The sequence below is a fragment of the Microcoleus sp. S36a_B3 genome (assembly GCF_036700745.1).
Lineage (GTDB): Bacteria > Cyanobacteriota > Cyanobacteriia > Cyanobacteriales > Microcoleaceae > Microcoleus.
Genome location: NZ_JAUBPN010000015.1, coordinates 63,836 through 87,224, shown reverse-complemented (window position 1 = coordinate 87,224; position 23,389 = coordinate 63,836). Strand labels below are relative to the sequence as shown.

The 23,389-nt window shown below is 45.9% G+C and carries 18 protein-coding genes and 1 tRNA gene; 10 read left to right on the top strand and 9 right to left on the bottom strand.

All coding sequences use genetic code 11. The features are described from left to right. Positions 1 to 205: 205 nt before the first annotated feature. Entirely contained in the window at positions 206 to 3,124 is a 2,919-nt protein-coding gene (locus tag QUA01_RS17415; protein ID WP_333091265.1) for a sensor histidine kinase, read from the bottom strand. Between the two features lie 235 nt (positions 3,125 to 3,359). On the opposite strand from QUA01_RS17415, the gene QUA01_RS17410 reads away from it, so the two are divergent. Then, positions 3,360 to 4,523 (top strand): quinone-dependent dihydroorotate dehydrogenase, encoded by a 1,164-nt coding sequence (locus QUA01_RS17410; protein WP_333091262.1) that lies wholly within the window; start codon positions 3,360 to 3,362, stop codon positions 4,521 to 4,523. A gap of 109 nt (positions 4,524 to 4,632) precedes the next feature. Beyond that, the gene (locus QUA01_RS17405; protein ID WP_333091261.1) at positions 4,633 to 5,451 is read left to right on the top strand and encodes an FkbM family methyltransferase; all 819 of its coding nucleotides are present in this window, start codon (positions 4,633 to 4,635) and stop codon (positions 5,449 to 5,451) included. A gap of 87 nt (positions 5,452 to 5,538) precedes the next feature. Here QUA01_RS17405 and ygfZ read toward each other — a convergent pair whose 3' ends face one another. The 4 genes from ygfZ to QUA01_RS17385 form a co-directional block, all read right to left on the bottom strand. Continuing rightward, positions 5,539 to 6,585, bottom strand: a complete 1,047-nt coding sequence (gene ygfZ / locus QUA01_RS17400; RefSeq protein ID WP_333091260.1) for a CAF17-like 4Fe-4S cluster assembly/insertion protein YgfZ — start codon at positions 6,583 to 6,585, stop codon at positions 5,539 to 5,541. A gap of 109 nt (positions 6,586 to 6,694) precedes the next feature. Further along, the gene (locus tag QUA01_RS17395; protein WP_333091258.1) at positions 6,695 to 7,078 is read right to left on the bottom strand and encodes a hypothetical protein; all 384 of its coding nucleotides are present in this window, start codon (positions 7,076 to 7,078) and stop codon (positions 6,695 to 6,697) included. 68 nt (positions 7,079 to 7,146) lie between these two features. After that, complete coding sequence (locus QUA01_RS17390; RefSeq protein ID WP_333091256.1) at positions 7,147 to 8,403, bottom strand: RNA-guided endonuclease InsQ/TnpB family protein; 1,257 nt, start codon at positions 8,401 to 8,403, stop codon at positions 7,147 to 7,149. 243 nt (positions 8,404 to 8,646) lie between these two features. Then, positions 8,647 to 8,718 (bottom strand) — tRNA-Val (locus tag QUA01_RS17385). Positions 8,719 to 8,790: 72 nt separating this feature from the next. Between QUA01_RS17385 and QUA01_RS17380 the strand changes: the two genes are divergently transcribed. Next, positions 8,791 to 9,420: a metal-binding protein gene (locus QUA01_RS17380; protein WP_333091255.1), complete on the top strand. Its 630-nt coding sequence runs from the start codon at positions 8,791 to 8,793 to the stop codon at positions 9,418 to 9,420. 70 nt (positions 9,421 to 9,490) lie between these two features. Then, positions 9,491 to 10,318 (top strand): nucleoside triphosphate pyrophosphohydrolase, encoded by an 828-nt coding sequence (mazG, locus tag QUA01_RS17375; protein ID WP_333091254.1) that lies wholly within the window; start codon positions 9,491 to 9,493, stop codon positions 10,316 to 10,318. A 127-nt stretch (positions 10,319 to 10,445) separates the two neighbouring features. On the opposite strand, the gene QUA01_RS17370 is transcribed toward mazG, so the two are convergent. Beyond that, on the bottom strand, positions 10,446 to 10,847 hold the full coding sequence (locus tag QUA01_RS17370) for a helix-turn-helix transcriptional regulator (RefSeq protein ID WP_333091252.1): 402 nt from the start codon (positions 10,845 to 10,847) through the stop codon (positions 10,446 to 10,448). A 188-nt stretch (positions 10,848 to 11,035) separates the two neighbouring features. Here QUA01_RS17370 and QUA01_RS17365 point away from each other — a divergent pair, with 188 nt between their 5' ends. Further along, a complete protein-coding gene (locus QUA01_RS17365) occupies positions 11,036 to 11,419 on the top strand; it encodes a hypothetical protein (RefSeq protein WP_333091250.1) in 384 nt (127 codons plus the stop codon). 128 nt (positions 11,420 to 11,547) lie between these two features. Here QUA01_RS17365 and QUA01_RS17360 read toward each other — a convergent pair whose 3' ends face one another. Further along, positions 11,548 to 12,033, bottom strand: a complete 486-nt coding sequence (locus QUA01_RS17360) for an allophycocyanin subunit alpha-B (RefSeq protein ID WP_293336342.1) — start codon at positions 12,031 to 12,033, stop codon at positions 11,548 to 11,550. An 83-nt stretch (positions 12,034 to 12,116) separates the two neighbouring features. Continuing rightward, positions 12,117 to 12,482 carry a hypothetical protein gene (locus QUA01_RS17355; protein ID WP_333091248.1) on the bottom strand — a complete coding sequence of 122 codons (366 nt, stop codon included), beginning with the start codon at positions 12,480 to 12,482 and terminating at the stop codon, positions 12,117 to 12,119. A 23-nt stretch (positions 12,483 to 12,505) separates the two neighbouring features. On the opposite strand from QUA01_RS17355, the gene rlmD reads away from it, so the two are divergent. From rlmD to lpxD, 4 genes are all read left to right on the top strand, one after another. Beyond that, complete coding sequence (gene rlmD, locus QUA01_RS17350) at positions 12,506 to 13,918, top strand: 23S rRNA (uracil(1939)-C(5))-methyltransferase RlmD (protein WP_333091246.1); 1,413 nt, start codon at positions 12,506 to 12,508, stop codon at positions 13,916 to 13,918. Between the two features lie 304 nt (positions 13,919 to 14,222). Beyond that, positions 14,223 to 15,491, top strand: coding sequence for an SPFH domain-containing protein (locus QUA01_RS17345; RefSeq protein ID WP_333091244.1), 1,269 nt, complete (start codon positions 14,223 to 14,225; stop codon positions 15,489 to 15,491). Between the two features lie 391 nt (positions 15,492 to 15,882). Then, the gene (locus QUA01_RS17340) at positions 15,883 to 16,197 is read left to right on the top strand and encodes a YkvA family protein (RefSeq protein ID WP_333091243.1); all 315 of its coding nucleotides are present in this window, start codon (positions 15,883 to 15,885) and stop codon (positions 16,195 to 16,197) included. A 143-nt stretch (positions 16,198 to 16,340) separates the two neighbouring features. Beyond that, positions 16,341 to 17,381: a UDP-3-O-(3-hydroxymyristoyl)glucosamine N-acyltransferase gene (gene lpxD / locus QUA01_RS17335; protein ID WP_333091242.1), complete on the top strand. Its 1,041-nt coding sequence runs from the start codon at positions 16,341 to 16,343 to the stop codon at positions 17,379 to 17,381. A 277-nt stretch (positions 17,382 to 17,658) separates the two neighbouring features. Here lpxD and QUA01_RS17330 read toward each other — a convergent pair whose 3' ends face one another. Further along, positions 17,659 to 22,761 (bottom strand): nSTAND1 domain-containing NTPase, encoded by a 5,103-nt coding sequence (locus QUA01_RS17330; RefSeq protein ID WP_333091241.1) that lies wholly within the window; start codon positions 22,759 to 22,761, stop codon positions 17,659 to 17,661. A 104-nt stretch (positions 22,762 to 22,865) separates the two neighbouring features. On the opposite strand from QUA01_RS17330, the gene QUA01_RS17325 reads away from it, so the two are divergent. Next, positions 22,866 to 23,075 (top strand): hypothetical protein, encoded by a 210-nt coding sequence (locus QUA01_RS17325; protein ID WP_333091240.1) that lies wholly within the window; start codon positions 22,866 to 22,868, stop codon positions 23,073 to 23,075. Positions 23,076 to 23,389: the final 314 nt, after the last annotated feature.

Below are 23,389 nucleotides of genomic sequence, written 5' to 3'. Positions count from 1 at the left end.
GCGTTGACTGTTGACTGTTGACTGTTAACAGTCAACATCATGAGGATTGCAACCGGAATTGATATCACTTCACAGGACATTATCTGCGTTTATCGGTGTTGCATCTACCTGACATCTGCGGTTGCTGTATCAATTCAGTGATTCATGCAATTGTTCGTTTATTCAACAGTAGACACAAGGCGCGCCCTAGGAAGTCAACAGAATTTTAAGAAGTGGCTAGGGGCAGGACTAAGCGGGCGACAATTGCATTATTTTCTAACCTTTCTAAGGAAAATTCTCCCCCCATTAAGCGTACCACTCGCTGACAAATTAAAAGATTTTGGACGATCGACCTATGTGACGAAACGGCCAGTATATCGTGGTGGGAACCGCCGTTGAAAGCAGCAATTAACTGTCGATCGCACTTTCGACCGCTATCGAGCACAGACACCTCTAACAAATCTTCCCCCAACAGTACAGAACGAATCTCAATCTTGTCACCAACTCCAGAGCGCCTGCAAGCCAACGCCAGCAATTCGCACAGGATCAAATCCAGCTTGATGCTGTCAGCGCGAACGCTCAAAGTCTTGCCCGCAGACACCGACACAGCAGCCTCCGTGTTGACTTCCAGCAAGACTTGCGACTGTTTGATACCGGCGGCCGCGCGATCGAGCGATCGCCTCAACCAAGCGCTCACAGACACCGCATCTTGTGCAAATTGCAGCCGCCACTGTTCGTGTTTCAACATCAAATGAGTTGACCCCAAAGCATTGCCCATTTGTCGCAAAACCTGTTGGTAGCGCAAAGTTTTCAGAGCATCCTTTTGTTCCTTCGCCGACTGCAAAATCGACTGGCTCAACTCCCCCAACTCCTTCATCCCCGCTCCCACAGTGCGGTAAAAATCCTCAAAACGTCGCAGCTTGTACCAGTTGAGCATTTCCAGATCCAATCGCTGCGACTCAGTGGCAGATTGCACCGCCAAATACCTGTGCCACCAAGCCAACTGAGACACCATCGAACTCAGTAAATTCACCGACAACTCAGACCACTGGCGGCCCTGAGCGTCGGCAACCACCACAATACCCGTCGGAGCGTGTTCTGGGGCTGTCTGCAGTGCCACCGCCATAATTTCGCCAATTCCAGGACTGCGGAGCCACCGCTTCGTCGCCAGCGGGACTTGGCTCAAGTTCAGTTGCAGCAAGCCTCCTCGCGCCAGGGTTTGCTGGATCAAAGCATCCGTTTGCACGGGAATCTCGGCATCGGGATTGAGGGCAAATACGGGATTGGCCGCTACCGCTGCAGAGATTGAACCCAACTCCTGGCCCGGATGCCAAGTAATGATGGCTACTAAAGGACAGGAAATTATCTGGGAAATTTGTTGAGCAAAGTTACCATCGAGCTTTTGCAGCGGCAACTCTGGGAAAATTACAGGCGAAGCAGATTTCTGTTGCCCGAATTGCACCTCGCCAGAATGCTGCAAAACCGCTAACCCTGATTTGAGCGATCGCGAGAATTGCTGATATTTATCGATTTGGGAACTTTGCTGCCAAGAGTGCAAGATTAATCCTAGCTGTTGGCTGACTATTTCAACTAACTCTCGCTCCGCGCGCTTCCAAGTACGAGTGGCGCTGTGCCCAACAACCAGCAAACCCTCGATCGATTTTTGATTTTCGACGGGCGATTTGGGATGGCTGTTTTCGGACTTTGCCGTTTTCCCCCTAGTGTTCGATGCCAAAAGCGATCGTACCCCCGACTCCGCCAGCACTTCCCGCCAAGCTCCCAACCGCCCGTCTTCCTCCCAATTTTCAATCCCCAGAGGTTCCCCGCACTCTTGCAGCAGCAGCCTGTCAGCCGCATCGAGAGCTTTGAGCGGCGAAGGCACTGGCCTGCGGTTGCGGGGCAGATTTTGGGAGACAATTTCAAAGCAATTTTGTTCTTCACCGTACAGCAACAGCAAAAAATATTCGCATTTGAGCCGAGAGCACAACTTTTCGGCAGTATTTTTCAAAGTCGCCTCCCAGTCAGCATCGCTGTAAATGGCGCGAGCAATGCCGGCAGTTAAATCTCGATCGAGCTGTGTTTGCTCAATCTTCTCCTCCATCTCCGACAGAGGAGCAGTCAAAGCCACCAACTCCGCCACTCCCCGCAAGTAATGTTTTTCATTGTCTTGCCAAATCCGCGCCTCCGTCGCTTCCACTGCCAGAAATCCCAACAATTCGCCTTCGGAAACAATCGGCGCAGCCAACAGAGAGCGAGCGCGGATTTGCTGCATCAACCGCCCAGTCAGCTCAGTTTTCAGAGAACTGTGAGATTCACCGATCCAAACCATTTGTTCTGCAGTCAAAGCCTGATAAAATTCGCCCAAGTCTTGCACCGTGATGCCCGAAGCCGGTCGCTGGGGGCCCAAACCCGGAGACACTTGGCGGTTGCTGACTCTGCGCCAAAAATAGCGCCGCTCTGCCTCGAACCAATAAACATTAGTCCGCGCCGGCTCGATAAATTCATGGGCCTGTTCTACTACCGCTTGCAAGTATTGATCGAGCGATCGCAATTCCCGCAACTGCGAAATCAGCGCTAATAGAGACTCATCTGGGTGTTTGACTTGTTCTCGCTGCCAATCTTTTTCTATTTGATAAAGAGCAGTTGCCAGCGCTCCAAATACGATCGCCAACTGCGTTTTTTCCTCCGACTTTGGCGACGCTCCCCACTGGTCTGTCCCCAGTAAAATCACGCCGTAGCAGCGGTCTTTGTAGCGCAACGGAAACAGAGTCGTGCCTTGAACGTTGAAAGTTTGAGCTGCCTTGCGCCATTCTCCCGCTCTATTTTCCGATCGCAAATCCGGGACTCCCACCGGGCGCAGTTGAATCACCACTTGTTCGAGCAAATCCCCCGGATTCAGGGCAAACCGCTGTTTTAGAAAAGACAAGTCGCCGTTAGGAGTCATGCCGCCTTTCCCGAACAATCGGTGAGCTTGTCGATCGTACAACCCGATCCAAATCAACCGCCAATCAAATTCCGCTTGCAAGTAACCCAGAGTGGTTTCCAGCAACACTTCCACATTCTCCTCTTCTCGCAGAGTTTGGAGAACGCGCTCCAGGCCCGCCATTTGTTCGTCTAAATCCTTCGATCTTTGCTCATGCCCCATTTTCCAACTTCCCCACACCTTTGTCCAATTTCAAATTACCAACTCAAAAAAATTAAAAATTAAAATTAAAAACAATCAACCTATAATATAATCGTCTCAATTATGATTCAATCTCAAACATTAAATAAAGTCGATCGCAAGTTGAAGTAAAAATCTTCGCTTCATTGTCGTCGGCTCCTGAATATTTTTATTTCCCTTCTAATTTCTCATTTGTCAAGTGCCCCAGGACAAGTCATTGGATATATATCAATCGAGCGTGCGCCCGTTGTTGTTTTCCGTATTGAAAACCGATGCCGAGTGGCTGCACAACCGCACTCTCCAAATTCTCGAACTCGCAGCCAGAACCCAGTCAAACCCAGCAACCAGCCAAATGCTCTGGCGATTGCAAAAATCTTTGGGAGTGCAAGATTCTCGCCTCGAACAATCGAAGTGGGGAATAAGCTTCAAAAACCCTGTCGGTTTGGCCGCCGGATTTGATAAAAACGGCCAAGCAGCAGACATTTGGGCAAATTTTGGCTTTGGCTTTGCCGAAATGGGTACAGTCACCAGCCAAGCGCAGCCGGGAAACCCCCAACCTCGCTTGTTTCGCTTAGAGGCTGACAGCGCAGCCCTCAACCGCATGGGCTTTAACAATCAAGGAGCCGCAGCAATGGCCGCCCGGTTTAAGGCTTCCCAGAAACACTCAAAATCCGAGGCCTCGCGTTCCATGCCTCAGTCACCTTACCCGATCGGCATCAATCTCGGTAAATCTAAGGTAACACCGTTAGAGCAGGCAGCCGCCGATTATTTGGAGAGTTTTAAGCTGCTCAAAGATTGGGGGGATTATTTTGTAGTCAACGTTTCATCTCCAAATACGCCTGGATTGCGATCGCTCCAAGATGCTGCGGGGCTTAGCACAATTTTGGAAATTTTGCAACAAGAAAACCGGGGAATCAAGCCAATTTTAGTCAAAATTGCGCCGGATTTGGAGATGGAGGATATCGCATCAATCCTCGACATCGCCAAAACCTACCAACTAGCAGGAATTATCGCCACAAACACCACCATCCGGCGCGACGGATTGACAACCCAAATATTGCCAGAAACCGGCAAACCCATCACCGAAGAAGCCGGCGGAATTAGTGGAATACCAGTGCGGGGGCGATCGACAGAAATCATCCGATTTATCTGGCAATATACAAAAGGCGAACTACCCATAATAGGAGTTGGCGGCATTTTCACCGCCCAAGATGCTTGGGAAAAAATCGCCGCCGGCGCGAGTTTAATTCAAGTCTACACAGGTTGGGTGTACGAAGGCCCTTGGATGGTGCGCCGAATTTTGGAAGGTTTGCTGCAAAAATTAGATGAAAAAGGATTTAATTCAATTTCCGAAGCCGTTGGTTGCGAAAATATTAAATAATTCCTCCTTACCAGGAAGAACCTGGTAATGCACCAGAGGCGAGGCTATGCCTCTATTTGCCGGATACAATATCAATTTTATCCATCTTATTAAAATCAGGAAAATAATTATGAGCGCACAAGAAATAGGAGTTCCCAGAAACACCATGTCAGGTAGCTTGTTGCTGGCTAAAAACTTAGGTTTTGAACCTAAAACAGTCATAGATGTCGGCGCGGCATTGGGAACTTTTAACCTCTACGAAACCTTTCCGAATTCGCGACATTTACTAATTGAACCCATCGCCGAAAATGAACCTTATCTCGCCAAAATTTGCCGGAAACTCCCAAGTGCAGAATATATTATTGCTGCAGCCACCAAAAAATCGGGAGTTTTCACCCTGAATGTCAGTCCATCTATGTTGCATTCTTCAATTTCAGAAAATCGCGTTACCGACAGCAGCAATCCTTATTTGAGAAACATACCTGCAATTACGCTAGACGGAATATGCAGAGAAAGAAATTTACCAGGCCCGTATTTAATTAAAGTCGATGTAGACGGACAGGAATTAGATGTTTTAGCGGGAGCAGCGGAAATTTTGCAGCAGACGGAATATGTAATTGTTGAAGTTACTTTATTTGGTCAAATGTATGATGTCATGAGTTTTATGAAGTCCCAAGGATTCGTAGCTTACGATATTGTTGATTTGGGATATCGTCCGATTGATGCAGCTTTGTGGCAAGTTGACATGGCTTTTGTCAAAGAATCTGGGCGCTTTAGAAGAGATAGTCATTATGCGACAGGAGAGCAGGATATCGAACAAGTTAACTCGTATCTCAAAGCTTATCGGGAAAGTTTCATCAAGCATATTGAAACTCATTACAGCGATGCTGTAGAGCCGAAACTGCAGGTGAGTCAAGCTGTTTTGAACGATGAATATGTAATCATTTAACTCAAGTTTCTCGGAATGGGGAATTAATATCATTTCCGGTTAAATCGGCATTGTTCAAACAGCCAACAGCCAACAGTCAACAGCTTGCTAACTTAAAAAAGGTATATTGACTACTTCTCCGGCAATTTCTCCTAATTGCACTTTTAGCCCTGGGCCGCCTGCTTTTGTGCGGATGTAAGCAAGACCAAAAAAACCAGATTCTGTTTGCACAAAACTGGTGAGTTTGCCGACTTTTTCTTCTGCGATTGTGATGATTGTTCCGGGTGCAACTGCGCCGCTCAATTCCACGCCCCAAAGTTCCTGTTTTACTCCTTTGTAGGTGTTCAATCTGGCAATGGTTTCTTGACCGATGTAGCAACCTTTGTCGTAGGAAATGGTGTTTGACAAACGGGCTTCTAGGGGGTTGTAATCGTCGGTGAGTTCAAAATCGGGGGCGGGGCGACCTTGTTCGATTCGCAGTTGTTCCCACACGCGATCGCCCATCGGTACAGCCCCAGCTTGGACTAATTCATGCCACAAGCTTGCTGCATCGCTTGCTGGCGCAATTAACGTGTATCCGGGAGTTGCTAAACCGCTACCAACCGCAACTCGGACTTCCATACCTGCAAAATTTATCAATTTGTGAGTAGCGTAAGGTTGATTTTCTAGTTCGGTAACTCCGATTTTTTCTAATAGTTGAGTGCTTTCCGGGCCGAGGACACTGAAAGCAACAGTTGTATCGGTTAAATCTGTTAACTCGACGCGATCCATTGGGAAAATATAGCGATCGAGCAATTCCAGCAATTGGCGGCGGCGGTTGGCTGAAACTAACAACAATACGGCATCTTCTGTCGCGTAAGCGGTGGCGAGGTCGATCGTCCGGGCGGTGGAAGTCACGAAAACGGTGTCGCAACCTTGACCGGGTTTGAGTATGTTAAAGTTATTGGTGCTTTGATTGTGCAGGAATCGCAGGCGATCGCTGTCTGAGATTTGAATGCGTCCCCAGTGAGTGCGATCGTACAAAGCCACACCTTGTTTCGTTGCTGCGATCGCTTCTGCGTCGTTACCAAAACTGACTGGCACAATTTCTTTGGTTGTTAACTCTGCAAAAGTAGCACCGGCCGCTGCTTGAATGTCGTGCAATTCTTGAATCATAAGATTTTGTTTACTGTTAACTGTTGACTGTTGACTGTTGACTGATGACTGTTCGCTGTTGGCTGGAAAGCTCATCACTGACAACAGATAACTGACAACTGTCAACTGACTATTTGCCCAAATTGGCGAATATTTCTTGTATTAATTGACTGGCTTTGGCATCAAGACGATTCCAATCTACATCGCCAGTGTCTTCTTCAATCAAGCTAGTGTCAATTACAACTTCTTGGCTTTGGATTTGACTGTGGGCTGGCGGGTAGTTGACAAAGCAGATTTGATAGCAAAGTTCCCAAATATCGACGGATTTTTGCTCGCCTTGATGCTCTAAAATTAGTTGATAGCCGGGAATTGGAACCTCCACGTTTTGATAAGTTCCCGTCCAAGGGGACTCCTCTAATTGTTTGCGGATGTTGTCGAGGACTCGGATCATGGCGGGCTGCATGAGCAGTTCAGCTTGCTGCCACGCGATCGGGCTAGTTATTTTAGGCTTCATATACAAGGTTCTAAAAAAGAAAATCATTGACATCCTCACCGCCCTAAAGGGAGGGTGATTCCCAAGAATCACTTCTTGAGTTTTCTGCTTCGTCCCGTGCCAGCTAGACTGACTTTACCACCAGTCCCCGCCGCATCCAGTCCACAGACAGTTTGTTTTACTTCCAGGCTATGCCCTAGCCCAGAAATTAGTTCCAACCCACGATTTCTAACCACCTGTGCCGCTGCCACATCACGCGATGCAGTAAAGAAACACACTGGACAAGAATGAATTCTTTCGTCTAGGTGCTTTTTGCCCGTATGCGTCCCACACTCAGGACATTGTTGTGATGTGTAGTCCTTGTCTACCTTGGCAAAGAAAACACCTCGTTTAAAGCACACCCATTGCAGTATGTTGACGAATTGACCGAATCCAGCATCGGCACTATGTTTACTCAACATTCCTCTGGCCCAAGAGCGAAAGTCGATGTCTTCAACAAATATCATCCCTACGCCGTCACTCATACGGTGGGCTAACTTAAAGTGCCAGTCTTTCCTGGTGTCAGTAATCTGTTGATGAATTCTGGCTATTTTTTGATTGAGCTTATGTCTGTTATTCGACCCTTTCTTCTTATGCTTTAATCTACGTTGCAGTAATTTCAACTCGCGTTGTAGAGTTTGCAGGAAGCGAGGTCTAGCAATTTGCTCGTTATCGCTAGTAGCTACAAACTTATCAAACCCTAAATCCAAACCTCGCGGATGACCGGATATGGGTGTATCTGGCACTGATACATTTAACTGTAATGACAACATGACAAAATATCCCGATGCCCGTCGTACAACCCTGGCTTGTTTAATTTCAAATCCCCCTGGGATTTGGCGTGACAAGCGCAAACGAATCCACCCTAGTTGAGGCAATTTCAGCAAACTTCCATTGATGGGATTTTTGCCCAATTGAGGAAACACAAACGATCGCATTCGGTATTTGTTCTTGAAGCGAGGGAAGCCTAGTTTCTTCGCTCTCATGTCCTCAAATGCCCTGTCCAGCGTTCTTAAGACTTGTTGTAATACTTGCGAATGTACGCTCGTGAGGAGGGGAAATTGCTCTTTGGCAAGAGTCAATCGTTTAGCCTGAGTGTGGTAACTAGGGTAGGGCTCGTCAGCCCTGAGTATGTACTCCTGTTCGATGGAACAAGCATTTACAGGCGACTTGCGGGAATTCAACCAGTCTTTGCGCTCCCGCAAAGCAAAGTTCCATACAGAACGACACACAGCGAATATCCGCTCGATAGTATCGACCTGTTCTGGAGTTGGTTCTAGTTTGAATTCCCACGTCATGTTTAGCATGAAATTATTTTACACACTTACTGAGTATGTGTAAAGCCGTCCTCCACTTCGTTAAAGGACGGGGTTTTAGACCCAAATTTTCGATAAATTAATTTTCTAGCATTGGGTGCCAACTTTTGAGACATCCGCCACAGAATGTTAAATTTAGTCGTCACCCAATTTAACAGTCAACTCTCAACAGCAACAGCCGTTCTCGGCTTGACGGCTAAAAACGGCTGAAACTGTTGATATTGAGTTATCGGATGGGTAATGTAGGATTTGAACCTACGGCATCCTGCGTGTAAAGCAGGCGCTCTACCACTGAGCTAATCACCCAATTGCACTCACCGGGATTTATCATATCACAGTAACTCAGAAAGATCAAGTAAAAAAAATCCTAAACTTTAAATGCCCTCTGGCCGCACCCACGATCAAATAACCCTGTGGAGTTTGCCCTTGGTGGCAGCCCTCACCTTTGGCCAGACTCAGAGCAGCAACCTGACTTTGCTCGTTTCCGGCAGTTTCTTATTCGGCGGGCTGATGTTTGGCCCCGACTTGGATATCTACTCCTGCCAGTATCAGCGCTGGGGATGGTTCAAACCGATTTGGCTCCCGTACCAAAAAAGCCTGCGCCACCGCTCTTTTTTGTCCCACGGCCCTCTGATTGGCACTGCTTTGCGAATCTTGTACCTCGCTATCTGGATCGTGGTTTTCGGATTGTTGGGATTGGCAATTGCCGAAAAAGTCGGAAACTTCGGCGGGAATTGGCAGGATGTGGTTTTGAGTTATGGGCGATCGATCTGGGAACACCACATCGAAATTTTAGCCGTTTACATCGGTCTAGAATTGGGCGCTATGAGCCACTATCTGAGCGATTGGGGCGGCTCTGCTTACAAAAGATTCAAAAAGAAAGGATTGAGCGGATTGCGCCCTCCTGGCACAATTAAGAGGCGCAAACGCCAACCAACCCGTCGCACTTCCAGCAAATCTATAGCAGAAGGAAGAAGGAAGAAGGAAGAAGGAAGAAGGAAGAAGTAATAAAATCAATAGTTGGAGCCATTAACAACGTTATAACCGTCTTGGCGGTGGATATAAAAGGTAAATTATTATGTCTAATTCCCACAGCCGATCGCTCACAGCACTCGAAGAACTTATAGAAGTTGTGGCTAAATTGCGATCGCCAGACGGCGGATGTCCTTGGGATTTAGCCCAAACTCCCCAAACTCTAATTCCTCACATCATCGAAGAAGCTTATGAAACCGCCGACGCGATTCGCAAAGGAGATAAAGATGCGATCGTCGAAGAATTGGGCGACTTACTGTTACAGGTAATTCTGCAAGCTCAAATTGCCAGCGAATCCAATCAGTTTACCTTCGCCGAAATCGCTGCGGGCATTACAGAAAAACTAATTCGGCGACATCCCCACGTCTTCGGCGATGTCGAACTCAACAGCGTGGATGAAGTCAACGAAAACTGGGAAAAAATCAAAGCCGCAGAAAAAGGCACAACTTCGGAAAAACCGCCAACTTTAGCCTCGAAAATGAGCCGTTATGCCAGCACTTTGCCGCCGATAACCGCCGGGATGAAAATCTCTCAGAAAGCTGCGGAAGTGAGTTTTGATTGGGACAATTTAGAGGGCGTTTGGGATAAATTTCACGAAGAAATGGCAGAATTTGAACACGCTCTCAAACACGAGGATAAGGCAGCGCAGCAGTCAGAATTGGGAGATATTATGTTTGTGTTGATTCAATTAGCTCGGTGGTACGATTTAGATCCGTCGGCTGCTTTGCAAGGAACAAACGATCGCTTTGTGCAGCGGTTTGCTATGGTGGAGGCTGCGTGCGATCGACCTTTGTCAGATTATCCCGCAGAAGAGTTAGAATCTCTGTGGCAGCAAGCTAAAGCTTTAATTGCTAAACAAAAGGGCGATCGGTAATCAATCACCGCAGATAAACACAGATAAAATGACATCAGCGTTCATCAGCGTTCACCCGCTAATATCTGCGGTTCAAAACTCCCCATCTCAAGAATTTGGTTGCATCAGTTCAGATGTCAGCAATCAACTACTCGTAAAGCTTCGCATCGTTGTACGGCGGATGTTCGCACGCAATGTAAAGCGCATTTGTCGGTTCGAGGGCTTCCCCTGTCACCGGGTCGATCGGCTTGAGGACAAAGCATAACAGAGAGAGCGATCGCCAATCCAAACTTTCTAACTTCCCGCGTTCGTAGCGACTAACAGTAGCATTACTAATACCGACATCTTTTGGTACAGGATCTCCGGCTGTCCGAAACAGAGCGGCCTCGTATTCTTTTGTGACCATTTCTGTTTCAATAATTGACCAGCCCCGAATCTCTCTAGCTGCTTTCAGAAGTTTGCCCAATCTACCGCGTCCCGTATCCGTAAATCGCACAGGGCGCAGTTTTTCCCGATCGACGACAGCCTTAAAGTCAAGAAATCCCGGCATTTTACAGATCCAATTTAACTCTTAAGCTAGCTGTACTTTTGCCTTGCTCAAGGCAGCACAGAGGGTTTGAGCATTACACATTTAGAAACATTACTGCAACTTCTCTGCATTCGTGTAGAATGATATGATATAGTAAGATCCAAAGACGAACACAAATTAACTCACCCAAGTTCAGGAGTGACTCAGCTATGACAGCACTGTTTCGCCGCATCCAACCCTCGAAAAAGCTCCGCATCACCGTAAAGTCGATCGCCCAACTGCTCAAAATCAGCCAAAACCTGATTAAGCGAGTCGAATCCTGGGCTTTCGTGGTTTTCGTGCATCGGCGGGACAGAGGCGGACAATTTATCTCGTACCGCAGGCTGGAAGAATGGCAAAATGCGATCGCCCATCAGATCCAAACCTGCCCTACCCTTGGAGAACTCTCGCAGCTCAAAACATCCATTCTGTACGACAGCCGGAAATTCAAAAAACAATCTCTCCCAAAAACCCTTGACTTTTTAAATCAAATGTGCATTGAAAGACAAGACGAACTCAACATCTGGGAAAGCTTAAACAGCATTGCTTCCTAGCAGAAATGAGGCAGATTTCCTTGCCAAAAAACAGAAGCGAAACATTTGCGAGCAATTGCGAGATCAAATCACCCCAAAAATCACCCGCGAATGCTCCGCCACATTCATGAAAGCAATCACCAAAGCAATTAAGACATTGCCTGAGCGATATAATCAAAATAAGGAGCTGCTTCCTTAGCATCATCCTGATTGAGCAAAGCCAAAGAAGCTTCCTTCAAACAGCGGATAGCTTCGACCATGCCAGGAACAGGAACGCCCAGAGAATTATACATTTCCCGAACGCCAATCAAACCGATGCTTTCGATCGGCTCCTTGTCACCCGCCAAGATACCGTAGGTAATCAGGCGCAAGTACCAACCGTAGTCGCGCAGACACAAAGCCCGTTCGCGCTGGCCGTAAGCATTGCCCCCAGGAGAGATAAAATCAGGTCGTTTTTTCCAGAGTTTTTTACTAGCTTCTTCAACAATTTTCTTCTCACTGTCAGACAGCGCAGTAGCAATACGCACCCGCTGTTCTCCGGTTTTAAAGAAATCATTGATACTTTGGAGTTCGCCGGTACTGGGATAACGAAGTTCGTCGTCGGCTTGGAGAATAAATTGGCTAACTACGCTCATTGTTATTCAAATTTGAGGATAACATTAATAAACATTCCCATCCGTTGGCGACGGGATTCTTGGTTCGCAGACTTGCCTTGCTCCTAACATTTATCAATCCTAGAAGTAGAGGGTAAATCTCCCCAAGCGTTATGCTTGATGTTCAAGCCAGTTTCCTTGTGTTCCAGGGTACTGCGGGAAAAACTCAAAAATTGCGAGTGAGAGTTTTGATGTCGGCAGACACTTTGACTGTTTAACGAGTTTTTGCTAAATCGCCCCAACAGCATATCGCACCGACGATATCGAGGCCACTCGCGACAAGCTCGACTCCCCGGTTGAAGTTTGGCTTTAGCAGCAAGACGTTCAACAGCAGGAAGACAGCCTGCAATTGAGTTTGAGTGCGATGGCTTACGCCCCGCTTCTTCGCTACGACTTATCTCAGGAAAGAGAGAGCGATATTGCATTACCATATTAAATCCTACCACGACTACTTGTGACCAAATCTAAATTCCCGACCCCAAACTCGACGAAATTGGCAAACCCTTGCCAGCAAGGTCAACTGATTGAGATAGAGATTACCGACTTGACAGACACCGGCGACGGAGTTGGTCGTTTTGGTGAGTTAGTGGTGTTTGTGCCCGATACCGTGACGGGCGATCGAGTCCTTGTGCGCCTCGTGCAAGTCAAATCCACCTATGCTACAGGCAAGCTGGACACACTTCTCGAAACATCCGAACACCGCATCCGAGCTAACTGCATTGTCGCCGACAAGTGCGGCGGCTGTCAGTGGCAGCACGTAGATTATCAATATCAGCTTGCAGCCAAGCAAAATCAAATCATTCAAGCCTTGGAAAGGATTGGCGGATTTAGCAATCTGCAAGTCGATGAAATTTTAACGGGAAAAATCGAGGGATTTTCCCAATTTTTGGGATACCGCAACAAAGCGACTTATCCCGTGGCACTATCTGCAACAGGTCAAGTTCAAGCAGGTTACTATCAAAAAAGTACCCACAAATTAGTCAATCTCAATCAGTGTCCGGTGCAAGACCCGCGCCTCAATCCTTTGTTAAAAGAAGTCAAAGAAGACATCCACTGGCGGGATTGGCCAGTCTACGACGAAAAGAAACATACAGGAGAATTGCGTCACTTGTCCTTGCGGATCGGACGGCGCACCGGCGAGATGCTGCTAACTTTAATAGTTCGCACTGGAGAGTTGCCGGGACTCGAAGAGCAAGCATCAGAGTGGCTGAAACAATATCCTCAACTCGTAGGTGTTTGTTTGAATATAAACCCCGCTCAAACTAATGTGATTTTTGGTTCCGAAACTCGCTGCATTGCGGGTCGTTCTTATCTGCGAGAAAGATTTGCTGGGATGAATTTTCAGCTAAGAGCCGATACTTTTTTTCAGGTTAATACAGAGGCGGCTGAAGCGTTGTTAGAGGTGATGGTAGGGGAATTAAGTTTGCAGGGAAACGAGGTTTTGGTTGACGCTTACTGCGGCATTGGTACTTTTACTTTACCCCTGGCAAAACAAGTAAAAATAGCGATAGGTTTAGAAGTGCAACCGGCGGCGATCGAACAAGCCAGATTAAATGCTGAGTTAAATGACGTGAGAAATGTCGAGTTTCAGGTGGGAACTGTAGAGAGTTTGCTGCCATCCTTGGGATTGACACCGGATATTGTGCTGCTAGATCCGCCAAGGAAAGGGTGCGATCGCGCGGTTTTGGAAGCTATCAAGGAAATCAAACCAAATCGCATTGTTTATGTTAGCTGCAAGCCTGCTACTTTGGCTCGCGACCTGAAGATTTTGTGCGAAAATGGGGATTATAAGTTAGCGCGAGTGCAGCCGGCGGATTTCTTTCCTCAGACTTCTCATGTTGAGTGTGCGGCGTTTTTGGTGAGGTGAATGAAAGGGCGATCGACCCACTAGACTTATTGCATAAATCTTTGATTTATAGGGAAACCCCAGAGGCAACGCAGATAATTTAAAGATTTTTTGCGAATGTATGCAATTTAAGCCGAGTGAGTAAGTGAGTACAAATAGATATAAACTGGGGTGGGGGTTGAGCAACTGAAGCAGCGTTTACTATCTTAGAATACGGGTTTAAAACTCTCGGAATCGATCGCATTGTAGCGCTTCCTAAATCTTAAAATAGTGCTTCCCGGCGGGTGATTGTAAAAATGGGAATGCAGTAGAAACAGAAGGTGGATTGCTGGGGTCAAAACTAGATCCAGTCCCGCCTGAATCGCGGGGAGCCCAGAAGTATAGAATAGAGGTTGCGGAACCGGCACACCGCCCGATCGCTCGCCCCCAGCAATTTGTTACCCTAAAAGTAGAATCTCCCCTCCCTCAACTCCCTCCCATGAACAACGCTTCTCCACTAATTCAAACCGTCACACCCGAACGCTGGGCCGGCTTTAGCATGGACTTTATAGGGGCGGGTTACACGGGTTTGTTGGTCAAAAACGGCCGCGCCGTGCGTACCCTAAAACCCGGGCGACATTTCAGCTTTGCCCTTCCCCTGCTGGAACAGTCTCAAATTGTCCTCGTAGACACCAAACTCCGCAATTTGGATGTACAGTCGCACGGAGATTTTTTGTCTAAGGATCGATTTTTAATTGATGCTACTCTGACTGTTATTTATCAAGTTATAGATCCGAAACGGGTAGCTTTGGAATTGTCAGATCCTATAGCTGTTTTAGCAAGTGCAGTTAAGGATTGTATGGGATTAGCGATCGGGCAAATACCCCTACAACAGCTTATCAGTCAAGGACGGCTGTTGCTGCGCCAAAATTTGCTCGATCGCGTCCAAGATTTTTATACTCTAGGTTTTAACTTAGAAGACGTGCGAATTGGCGATGTCAGCTTTCCCGAAACCAACGGAGTTATTCGCCAAGTTGAAGGAATGAGTGCCCGACAAGAAGCAGAAAATGCCGCCGCCCTGCAAATGAGAATTGCCGAAGCAGGCCGCCCGATTGTTCCTCAATCTCCCGTACAGCAGTTAAACTTAATTTCAGGTAATTCTCCTGCAAGTCTTCCAGCTTCAGACACAGCAGCCGGGTTCGATCGCGATTTGCAACAACTGACAGAACAACTCGCCCAAAACAGTCTCCCACCTGCGAGAAATTCACCTTCACTTGCACCGACGGTACTCGCCAGTAGCGATCGCAAAAACACCGCATATTTAATCTACAAATTTTCGGGACAGGCGATCGGTTTAACGGCAAATCCTTTTACAATTGGACGCGAACCGACTAACACTTTAGTATTGCAAGATCCGCAAAGTTCGCGCTACCACGCCCAGATTCGCAGGGCCACTGACGAAGTTGGCAAACAGCGATATCAACTTGTCGATAGCGGCAGTTCCAACGGCACTTTTGTGGGCGGACAGAGGTTGGCTGCTAACGACCCTTTTTGGTTGGCGAACGGTTGCGAAATTGCGATCGGCGACCAAAAATGGGTGTTTCAAGATTCGTGATTGAAAGATATGAAGATTTGTTTAAACAGGAGATAAACACAGATAAATCCCATCAGCGTTCATCTGTGTTTATCTGTTAACATCTGCAGTTTAAAAATCCCAATCTAAGTAACTTGCTTTAATCACAATATACAACTAATAGATGAAGATTTGTTTAAACAGCAGATCGACGCAGATCAACACAGATTAATTCCATCGCCTTTCATCTGTCAGGTTTCTGTAGGGGCGTTGTCAAGAGTCCCCGCCTTTGGGACACAGATTGACAAATTGTCCCTCCCCAATTCCCTATACTCCCAGGTAGAAGTCTCTTCCCAATCTTAGGGGGGATATCTCCACAAGCGTTTCGAGCGATAATTTGTCAAGATTGAAAATATAACGAGAGGACAACCCCATGAACTTTTCTATACAATCTGTTTACAACTGGTATCGCGACACCCTCCGCAACCCCAAGTACCGCTGGTGGATTATTCTGGGAACGTTGGCATATCTGGTAAGCCCGATCGACATAGCCCCAGACTTTCTCCCCGTCGTCGGACAAATTGACGATGTGGCAATTGCTGTTTTGCTGATTTCCGAAGTTTCGCAAATGGCGATCGACTACTTTAAATCCCGCCAAACAGACACAGCCTCAGCATCCGAAGCCACCGGCAGCCCCTCGGACACTACAGCGAGTACCGTTGATGTAGATGCAGTTTCCGTTCAATAGTTGACAAAAACAATCGATCGCTACAACCCCGATTTCTGTGAGAAGTCGGCGTTTTTGTTTTTTCAATGCCAACTGCTCGGATCGTGCTCCAAAGCTGGTACTTTTAACTATGATCCATCTGTGTTAACAACAAATTTTTATAAATGAAGTTTAGCGAAATAGTACGAAAACTGAATTTAGCCAACAGTCGCAGCCTCACAGCGTCGGTTGCTGCCGATCGAGAAATTACAGGCCCCGCCCCAGTCGATGAAGCTGAATCGGGCAAAATAAGTTACATAGAAGGAGCTAAATTTGCCACTCATACAGCCACTACAAACGCTTCGGCTTTAATTTTGCCCTTAGATGAAAGCCTCCAAGCTCAATGTACGGAGCGCAACATCGCTTGGATTGCCGCAGCAGATCCGCGATTGCTGTTTGCTGAAACGATCGCCCTTTTCTATCAACCGTTTCGCCCACCATCCGAAATTCATCCCTCAGCCGTCGTTCACCCCTCAGCAGAAATTGGTGAAAACGTCTATATCGGCCCCCACGTCGTTATTCAAGCAAAAGTCAAAATTGGCAGCAACGTTTGCATTCATCCAAATGTCGTAATTTACCCAGATGCGGAAATAGGCAAAGGCACTGTTTTACACGCTAATTGTGTCATCCACGAACGTACTCGCATCGGGTCAAATTGCGTGATTCACAGCGGTGCGGCGATCGGTTCCGAAGGTTTTGGGTTCGTGCCGACAGCCTCCGGGTGGGTAAAAATGGAGCAGTCTGGCTGCACTGTATTAGAAGAGGGTGTTGAGGTTGGCTGCAACAGCACGATCGACAGGCCCGCTGTTGGAGAAACCCGCATCGGCCAGAATACAAAAATCGACAACTTAGTACACGTAGGTCACGGCTGTCAAGTAGGAAAAAATTGCGCGTTTGCTGCTCACGTTGGCATGGCTGGAGGAGTAAAAATTGGCAACAATGTAATTTTGGCAGGTCAAGTGGGAATTGCTAATCAAGCCAAAATCGGAGATGGGGCGATCGCCACAGCTAAAGCCGGAATTCACAGCGACGTGCCCGCAGGTGCGATCGTGACGGGCGTTCCAGCAATTCCCCACAAACTATTTCTCAAAGCCGCAGCCGTCTACAACCGCTTGCCAGAAATGTACCAGTCTCTGAGACAAATTCAGCGCAAGCTCGATCGGTAGTCATTAGTTATATACTTAAACATCTTGATTCATTCTTGTATAATGTCAAGTTGTGTAGGGGCGGATTCACGAGTATTCTTAATTTTAAAGCCCACAGCTTTATAAACCCGCCCCCCATATAACTACGAATCAACCGGACATGATATCACCTGTTAAAAGAAGAAGATTTAACGATCGCCCGCAAGGATTTTTCGACGGTTTGAGGGTCTTATTCACGCGCGCCTGACAGGGTACACTTAATTCAGTATACCGAAATTATTGACTATCCATTTCAGAGCTAGTCGCAAAGAGAGCGATCGTTCTTCTGTAAATTCGGGTTATTCTTCAGATAATTCCGTGCTTTCTGACAACCGATACCTAAAAGATCATTGAGATTCATACTCCAAAGCAAGGGTTTACCGTAATAGTAATTCTCTTTGTCCCGAATCCAGGCAAAAATCTGCTGCCCATCAGAGTTGAAGCTGATGTTATCACCAGCCAAACTTTCCTGGTTAAAACTTTTTAGCATTATCCCATCACGGCTCCAAATTTTAACTGCACCACTATCATCAGCCGAGGCAAGCATCTCACCATTTGGGCTGAAACTAAGACTTTTAACAGACGCACTGTGTCCTGATAGGCGATGCTCAAGCTTGCCACTTTGATAATCCCAGAGGATAACAGTGCTGTCATCGCTAGCTGAGGCGATCTTTGAACTATTCGGATTGAAAATTACATCCCGAACAGGACTTTTATGTTTTTCAAGAGTTTTAATAAATCCACCTTTTAAGTTCCAAACTTTTACGGTTTTGTCATCACTGGCAGATGCAAGTATCTTACCGTCGGGACTAAAACGGACGCGATTAACTTTATCTGTATGCTTGTCTAAAATATGCAGTGAATTACCATCAAAATCCCACAGTCTCACTGTTTTATCATCGCTGGCAGAGGCAACTAGCTGACTGGTAGGGCTAAAACTGACACTATTGATGCGATCGCGGTGTCCTTTTAAGGTAGCAACTATCTTTTTGTGTTCCCTATTCCAGAGTTGCACCACATCTTCAACACCGGAAACAGCAAATGTCTTGCCATCCGCTCCAAAATCCACACGTTCAACCCGGTTCCCGTGTCCCTGAAGATTTAGAATGAGTTTACCATCGCTCTGCCACAGCTTTACGGTATTATCTTTGTCCGCAGTGGCAAGCATCTTACTATCTGGGCTAAAACTGACTAAAGTAATTTTACTGTGATGTCCCTTCAGGGATTGGATAAGCTTGCTATTACTACTCCAAAGCTTTACTACATTATTCCTCTCAACAGAAGCAATTAGTCTGCCATCTTGACTAACACTAATGTTAGGAACGTCAGCACCGTCATTATTAATAGTTCTAATTAACCCACCTGCTCTGTTGTAAAGTTTGACGTTATCCTCAGCTCTCAATATAATGGTTGCGCTATCTGGACTGAAACTAATTTTAGGAGAATCATCGCTATTATCTGCGAGAGTCGCGATTTCTTTACCGTCAATACCCCAAAGTTTGACACTACTAGAACTAACTGAGACAACCTGTTGGCTGTCAGGGCTAAAACTGGCATCAGCTTTATAAATTTTTTCCAGTAAAGTGGTAATCAAAGTCCCATTTCGCCTCCAAAGTTTCATCTTGCGAGCGGAACTTATGGTAGCAATAATCTGACTGTTGGGGCTGAAAATCGCGCTATAAACGGGTCCATCATGCCCCTTGAGGGTTTGAATCACTTTTCCATTCCGCCCCCAGAGTTGCACGTCATTGTAATTGCTAGGGACAAATAACATCTGACTGTCGGGGCTGAATTTTACTTGACTGCTATCGGAAGAAATCCATGGATTTAATCTCTCAGTCGACTTCTCAATTGTTTGAATCAGTAAACCGTCGCGATTCCACAGCTTCAGTGTGTTATCCCAACTGACAGTAGCAATAAGCTGATTGTTACCACTAAAAATAACGTCTGAAATCTTCTTTGTGTGGCCTTGCAAAGTGCCTATCAACTTGCCATCATGGTTCCAAAGCTTTACTATATTGTCTTGGCTGACAGTAGCAATAAGCTGACTATCAGGACTAAAAAATACCTTGGTAATACGTGCTTTCAGATCTTGCAGACTTGCAATTAGCTTGCCATCCGATCTCCACAACTTGGCTGTATTATTTCGCTCTACAGTAACCATGAGCTTACCATCAGGACTGACATCGGGAAATGACGAATTTAGCTCAAAGGTATTCAGTAATTTTTCTGTACTCTTCCAGATTTTTGTGGTAATCTGAGTACCGGTTAAAACAATTACCTTAGCGTCGGGACTGAAACTTGCGTTTTCCATACGATCGGCAAGTTCTAGGGAACTTTTCATTGTCCCGTCGCTGTTCCAAATTTTCAAATGGTTATCATCAATAGAGACGGGCAAATTGTCAGGGCTTAGCCCTACAATATTGCTTTTATTCATTCCATCTTCATGAATATCAAAAGTCTCTGAATCAAGACTCACAAGTTTTACTACATTATCCTTACTAGCTAGGGCCATAGTTTTAGCGTCAGGACTGAAACTGCCACTTGTCGCAAGCGGAAGCCTAAAATCTTTTCCCAACTGTTCAATTTTACTACCTTCTATCTTCCAAAGATTCCCATTATTCCATTTATCAAAAGTGGCTAGCCACTTACCATCAGGACTGAAACAGGCAAAAAAAGAATTGCTAAAAAATATTGGATTAAATGTTGTGAGTAAAATACCATCAAATTTCAATATTTTGACGGTAGCATCCCTACTGGCTATACTCAGAGTTTTGTTATCTGGACTGAATGCCAAGTCAAGAACGCCAGGACTACTTATAGATTGAAGTTGCTTGCCCTCTAAACTCCACAGTTTGATAGTACCATCCTCACTAGCTGAAGCAATCCTTTGACCGTCCGGGCTAAAACGCACGATGTTAACAGTAGAAGTATGCCCTTTCAGCTTTTTACTCTCAGTGCCATCGATTTTCCAAAGTCTTACACTATTGTCCCGGCTAGCAGAAACAATCGTCTTACCGTCTGGACTAAATCGAATATTTGTCACCCAATCGCTGTGTTCTGTTAAAGTTTTAATTAATGTGCCATTCAGGCGCCAGAGGTAAATTTTACTATCCTTGTTTCCAGCGGCAATAATTTGACTGTCGGGGCTAAACGCGACGCTTGTAAATTCATTCCCATATTTTCCTTGCAAAGCAGGTTTTTTCTCGCTACCGTCGCGGTCCCAAAGCTTCACAGTTTTATCTTTACTACCAGAAGCAATAAATTTGCCATCAGGGCTAAAACTAATATCTGTGATAGTATCGGTATGACCTTCCAATCGGTTGCGCTCTCTTACGTTATAAACAACCTCTTGCAATCTCGACACTACTTGATTCTTAGTATTCGGTTCTATTTTCCATCCATATTTAAGCTTTTTTCCAGCTTTTAAACCTTCTACTAGCGCCTCTAACTCTTTATTTGAAGCCCAGAGAGATTCGGAATTGGCGCTAATTTGCTTGAGTTCAGCATTAGTTTCACCGATTTTTGCTTCAACTCCAAATATACCTGCGAGAACTGCGAGAACTGCCATCATAGCTCCGCCGGCCATCGCCAGTTTTAATTGTCGTTTTAGCACCCGATTTAACTCAGCTTCACTGCGCTTTCTTTGCGCTCTTTCTTTTTCCAATTCTTCTATCAGTTCATTATTTTTTTGGCGACGCACGAAATCAGCCAAATAATCGTGAACCAGTTGATAGCGATTGTCGGGAAAACTAGGTAACAGCAATACCAACCCAGACTTAACAAAAATTTCCAGAACTAACTCTAAGTGACTGATCTCTGTTAGTAAGTCTTCTAAACCTTTTTTTAAATCATCACGAGTTCTGAGGGGACGAGTGCTATTTTCATCTGTTAGTAACCACAAAACAAGTTCAGCAAGCTGCTTATTCTCTGAACCGCAATCTTTAATAACTTCTTCTAAAAATCTCGCTACCAGTGCTGCTTTCGGCCCTTTTTTTTGATATTGGGCTAGGGTCGTAATATTCTCAGATTGTAATTGTGCACCCACAATTTGCAGTTCGACTGGACGCACCTCGTTAACTTCTCCTGCTAAATCTTTGACAAGTTCGTCAATCAAAGCAGGTTCTAACTCAAACTGAGTTCTTTCAGTTAAACTTTGAATTACTAACTTGGCCTCATCTGGCTTAAAGTTACCTAAGTAAAAAATAATATTTTTATCCAAAATATTATCATGAATTACATCAAATCTAGTGAATCGCGTACACTCTAATAAATAATGCAGGTAATCTTCTCGAAGGGAAAGGATTACTTTTACATAAGGGATCTCTAAGCAAGCGCGCAAAAAATCATAAAACTTTTTTCTTTGTCCGCTGTCTTTACAAATAAAGAAAAATTCTTCAAATTGGTCAAAAATCAGAATGGTTAACAGATTATGCTCCGCATTTTTTCGCAACTGAGCGAGCAGAGAGTCTGTTAAACTCAAGGTAGGAGAGTTAAGCCCAAAATCAGATTCGTCATCTTCTCTTTCTTTGACACTAGAAATAATTAAAGAAAATCCTTTTTGAATAGTTGCCAGTTCCTTTGCCAAACACTTAGCCAGTTCATCAGCCCAATCTGCATAAACCTGCTGTAAAACTGGCAGAACACTGCGGGCATTTATCGGCTTTTGTTTTAAAGCAGGGATTAGTCCAGCCTGCTCAATCGAGCTTTTGCCAACCCCTGATTCCCCGTGGATGATCGTGAGTTTGCAGTCATCTCGCTCGATGCGTTCCAGCAAGCGTTCGACACTGTGCAACCGTCCCGAAGCAGCTATTTCCTGGGCAACTTCGTCTTGCGGTTCAGCAGAGGGTAACGCTGGGTTGGCAATCTGTTGTTTTGGCTGCAACCTCCCTGCACCGATAAAAGCTCGAAAACCAAACTGACTTTCGATCGCCTGTCGCTCTTGTTTAATCCGAAAGGCATTGAGGTATTGTCCTTGTTGGAAATAGTTTTCTCGCAAACTTGTCAAAATTTGGATGTAAAGCTCTGGGTCGTATTGAGGTTTGGTTTGACTTCTTGCAGCTTCTAAAGTGGCGATCGCCTCTGATAGCTGACCGAGTTGCTGTTGTGCTTTCGCTAGGGAAAACAAATACCAACCCTGATGAAAAAAAAGTTCTAAATCCAATAAAGCACTTTGTTCCGGTGATGGATTTGATATAGTCTCTGTAGCATCATTTAGTATAAACAGAGCCTGCCCGGCCGCTTGTTTTGCCTCAATCCACAAGGATTTAGACAATGCCACTTCAGCGAGAAAGCCATGAATGCGAGCTTGTCTGAATTGGTCGTAATGGGTTTGATGGAGAACTAAGGCTTTTTGCGCCACGAGTTCTAGTTCGCGCCAATGCTTCAGCCGATGCAGCACCTCTGCCAAGAAATTGATAAATTTAGCCGCTAAGTCGGGGCGATCGGCTTGTTCAAAAGCCTCTATTGACTGCTGAAAATAGTCTCGGGCGCGATCGGCAGCTTGCTGATACTCCACGCGATGTCGTGCTGCATAATTTCGCCACCACAGTCCAATATAAAATAGTAAAAGTCCACAACGAGCGCGATCGCCTGTTTGCTGCCACAAAGCCAAACTCTGTTCGTAATGCTGGCGAGATGCAACATCGGAATTATCCGCAACTCGACCCAGGATAAATTCTAAACCAGCTTCCAACTCAGAGTCTAACGTCACCCCTCGATGTTGCAATTCTTCACAAGCTGACTTCAGCTCAGCGCAACGCGGAGAACCATTTTCAATATCTAGTGCAGCATTATCTAAAAATACGTTCTCGCGAGAATTTAAAACCTTAGCAAACACCTCATCAACAGTTTGCCGAATGAATTGAATCAACTCGTCCACGGTCATTTGAAACTCCACCGTCGTTGCCCAACTGTGGAAATCTGGAATCAACCGAATCAGCTTGCACAGGATCGCATCTGTCACCCATAGCACTACAGGAAAGTTAAAG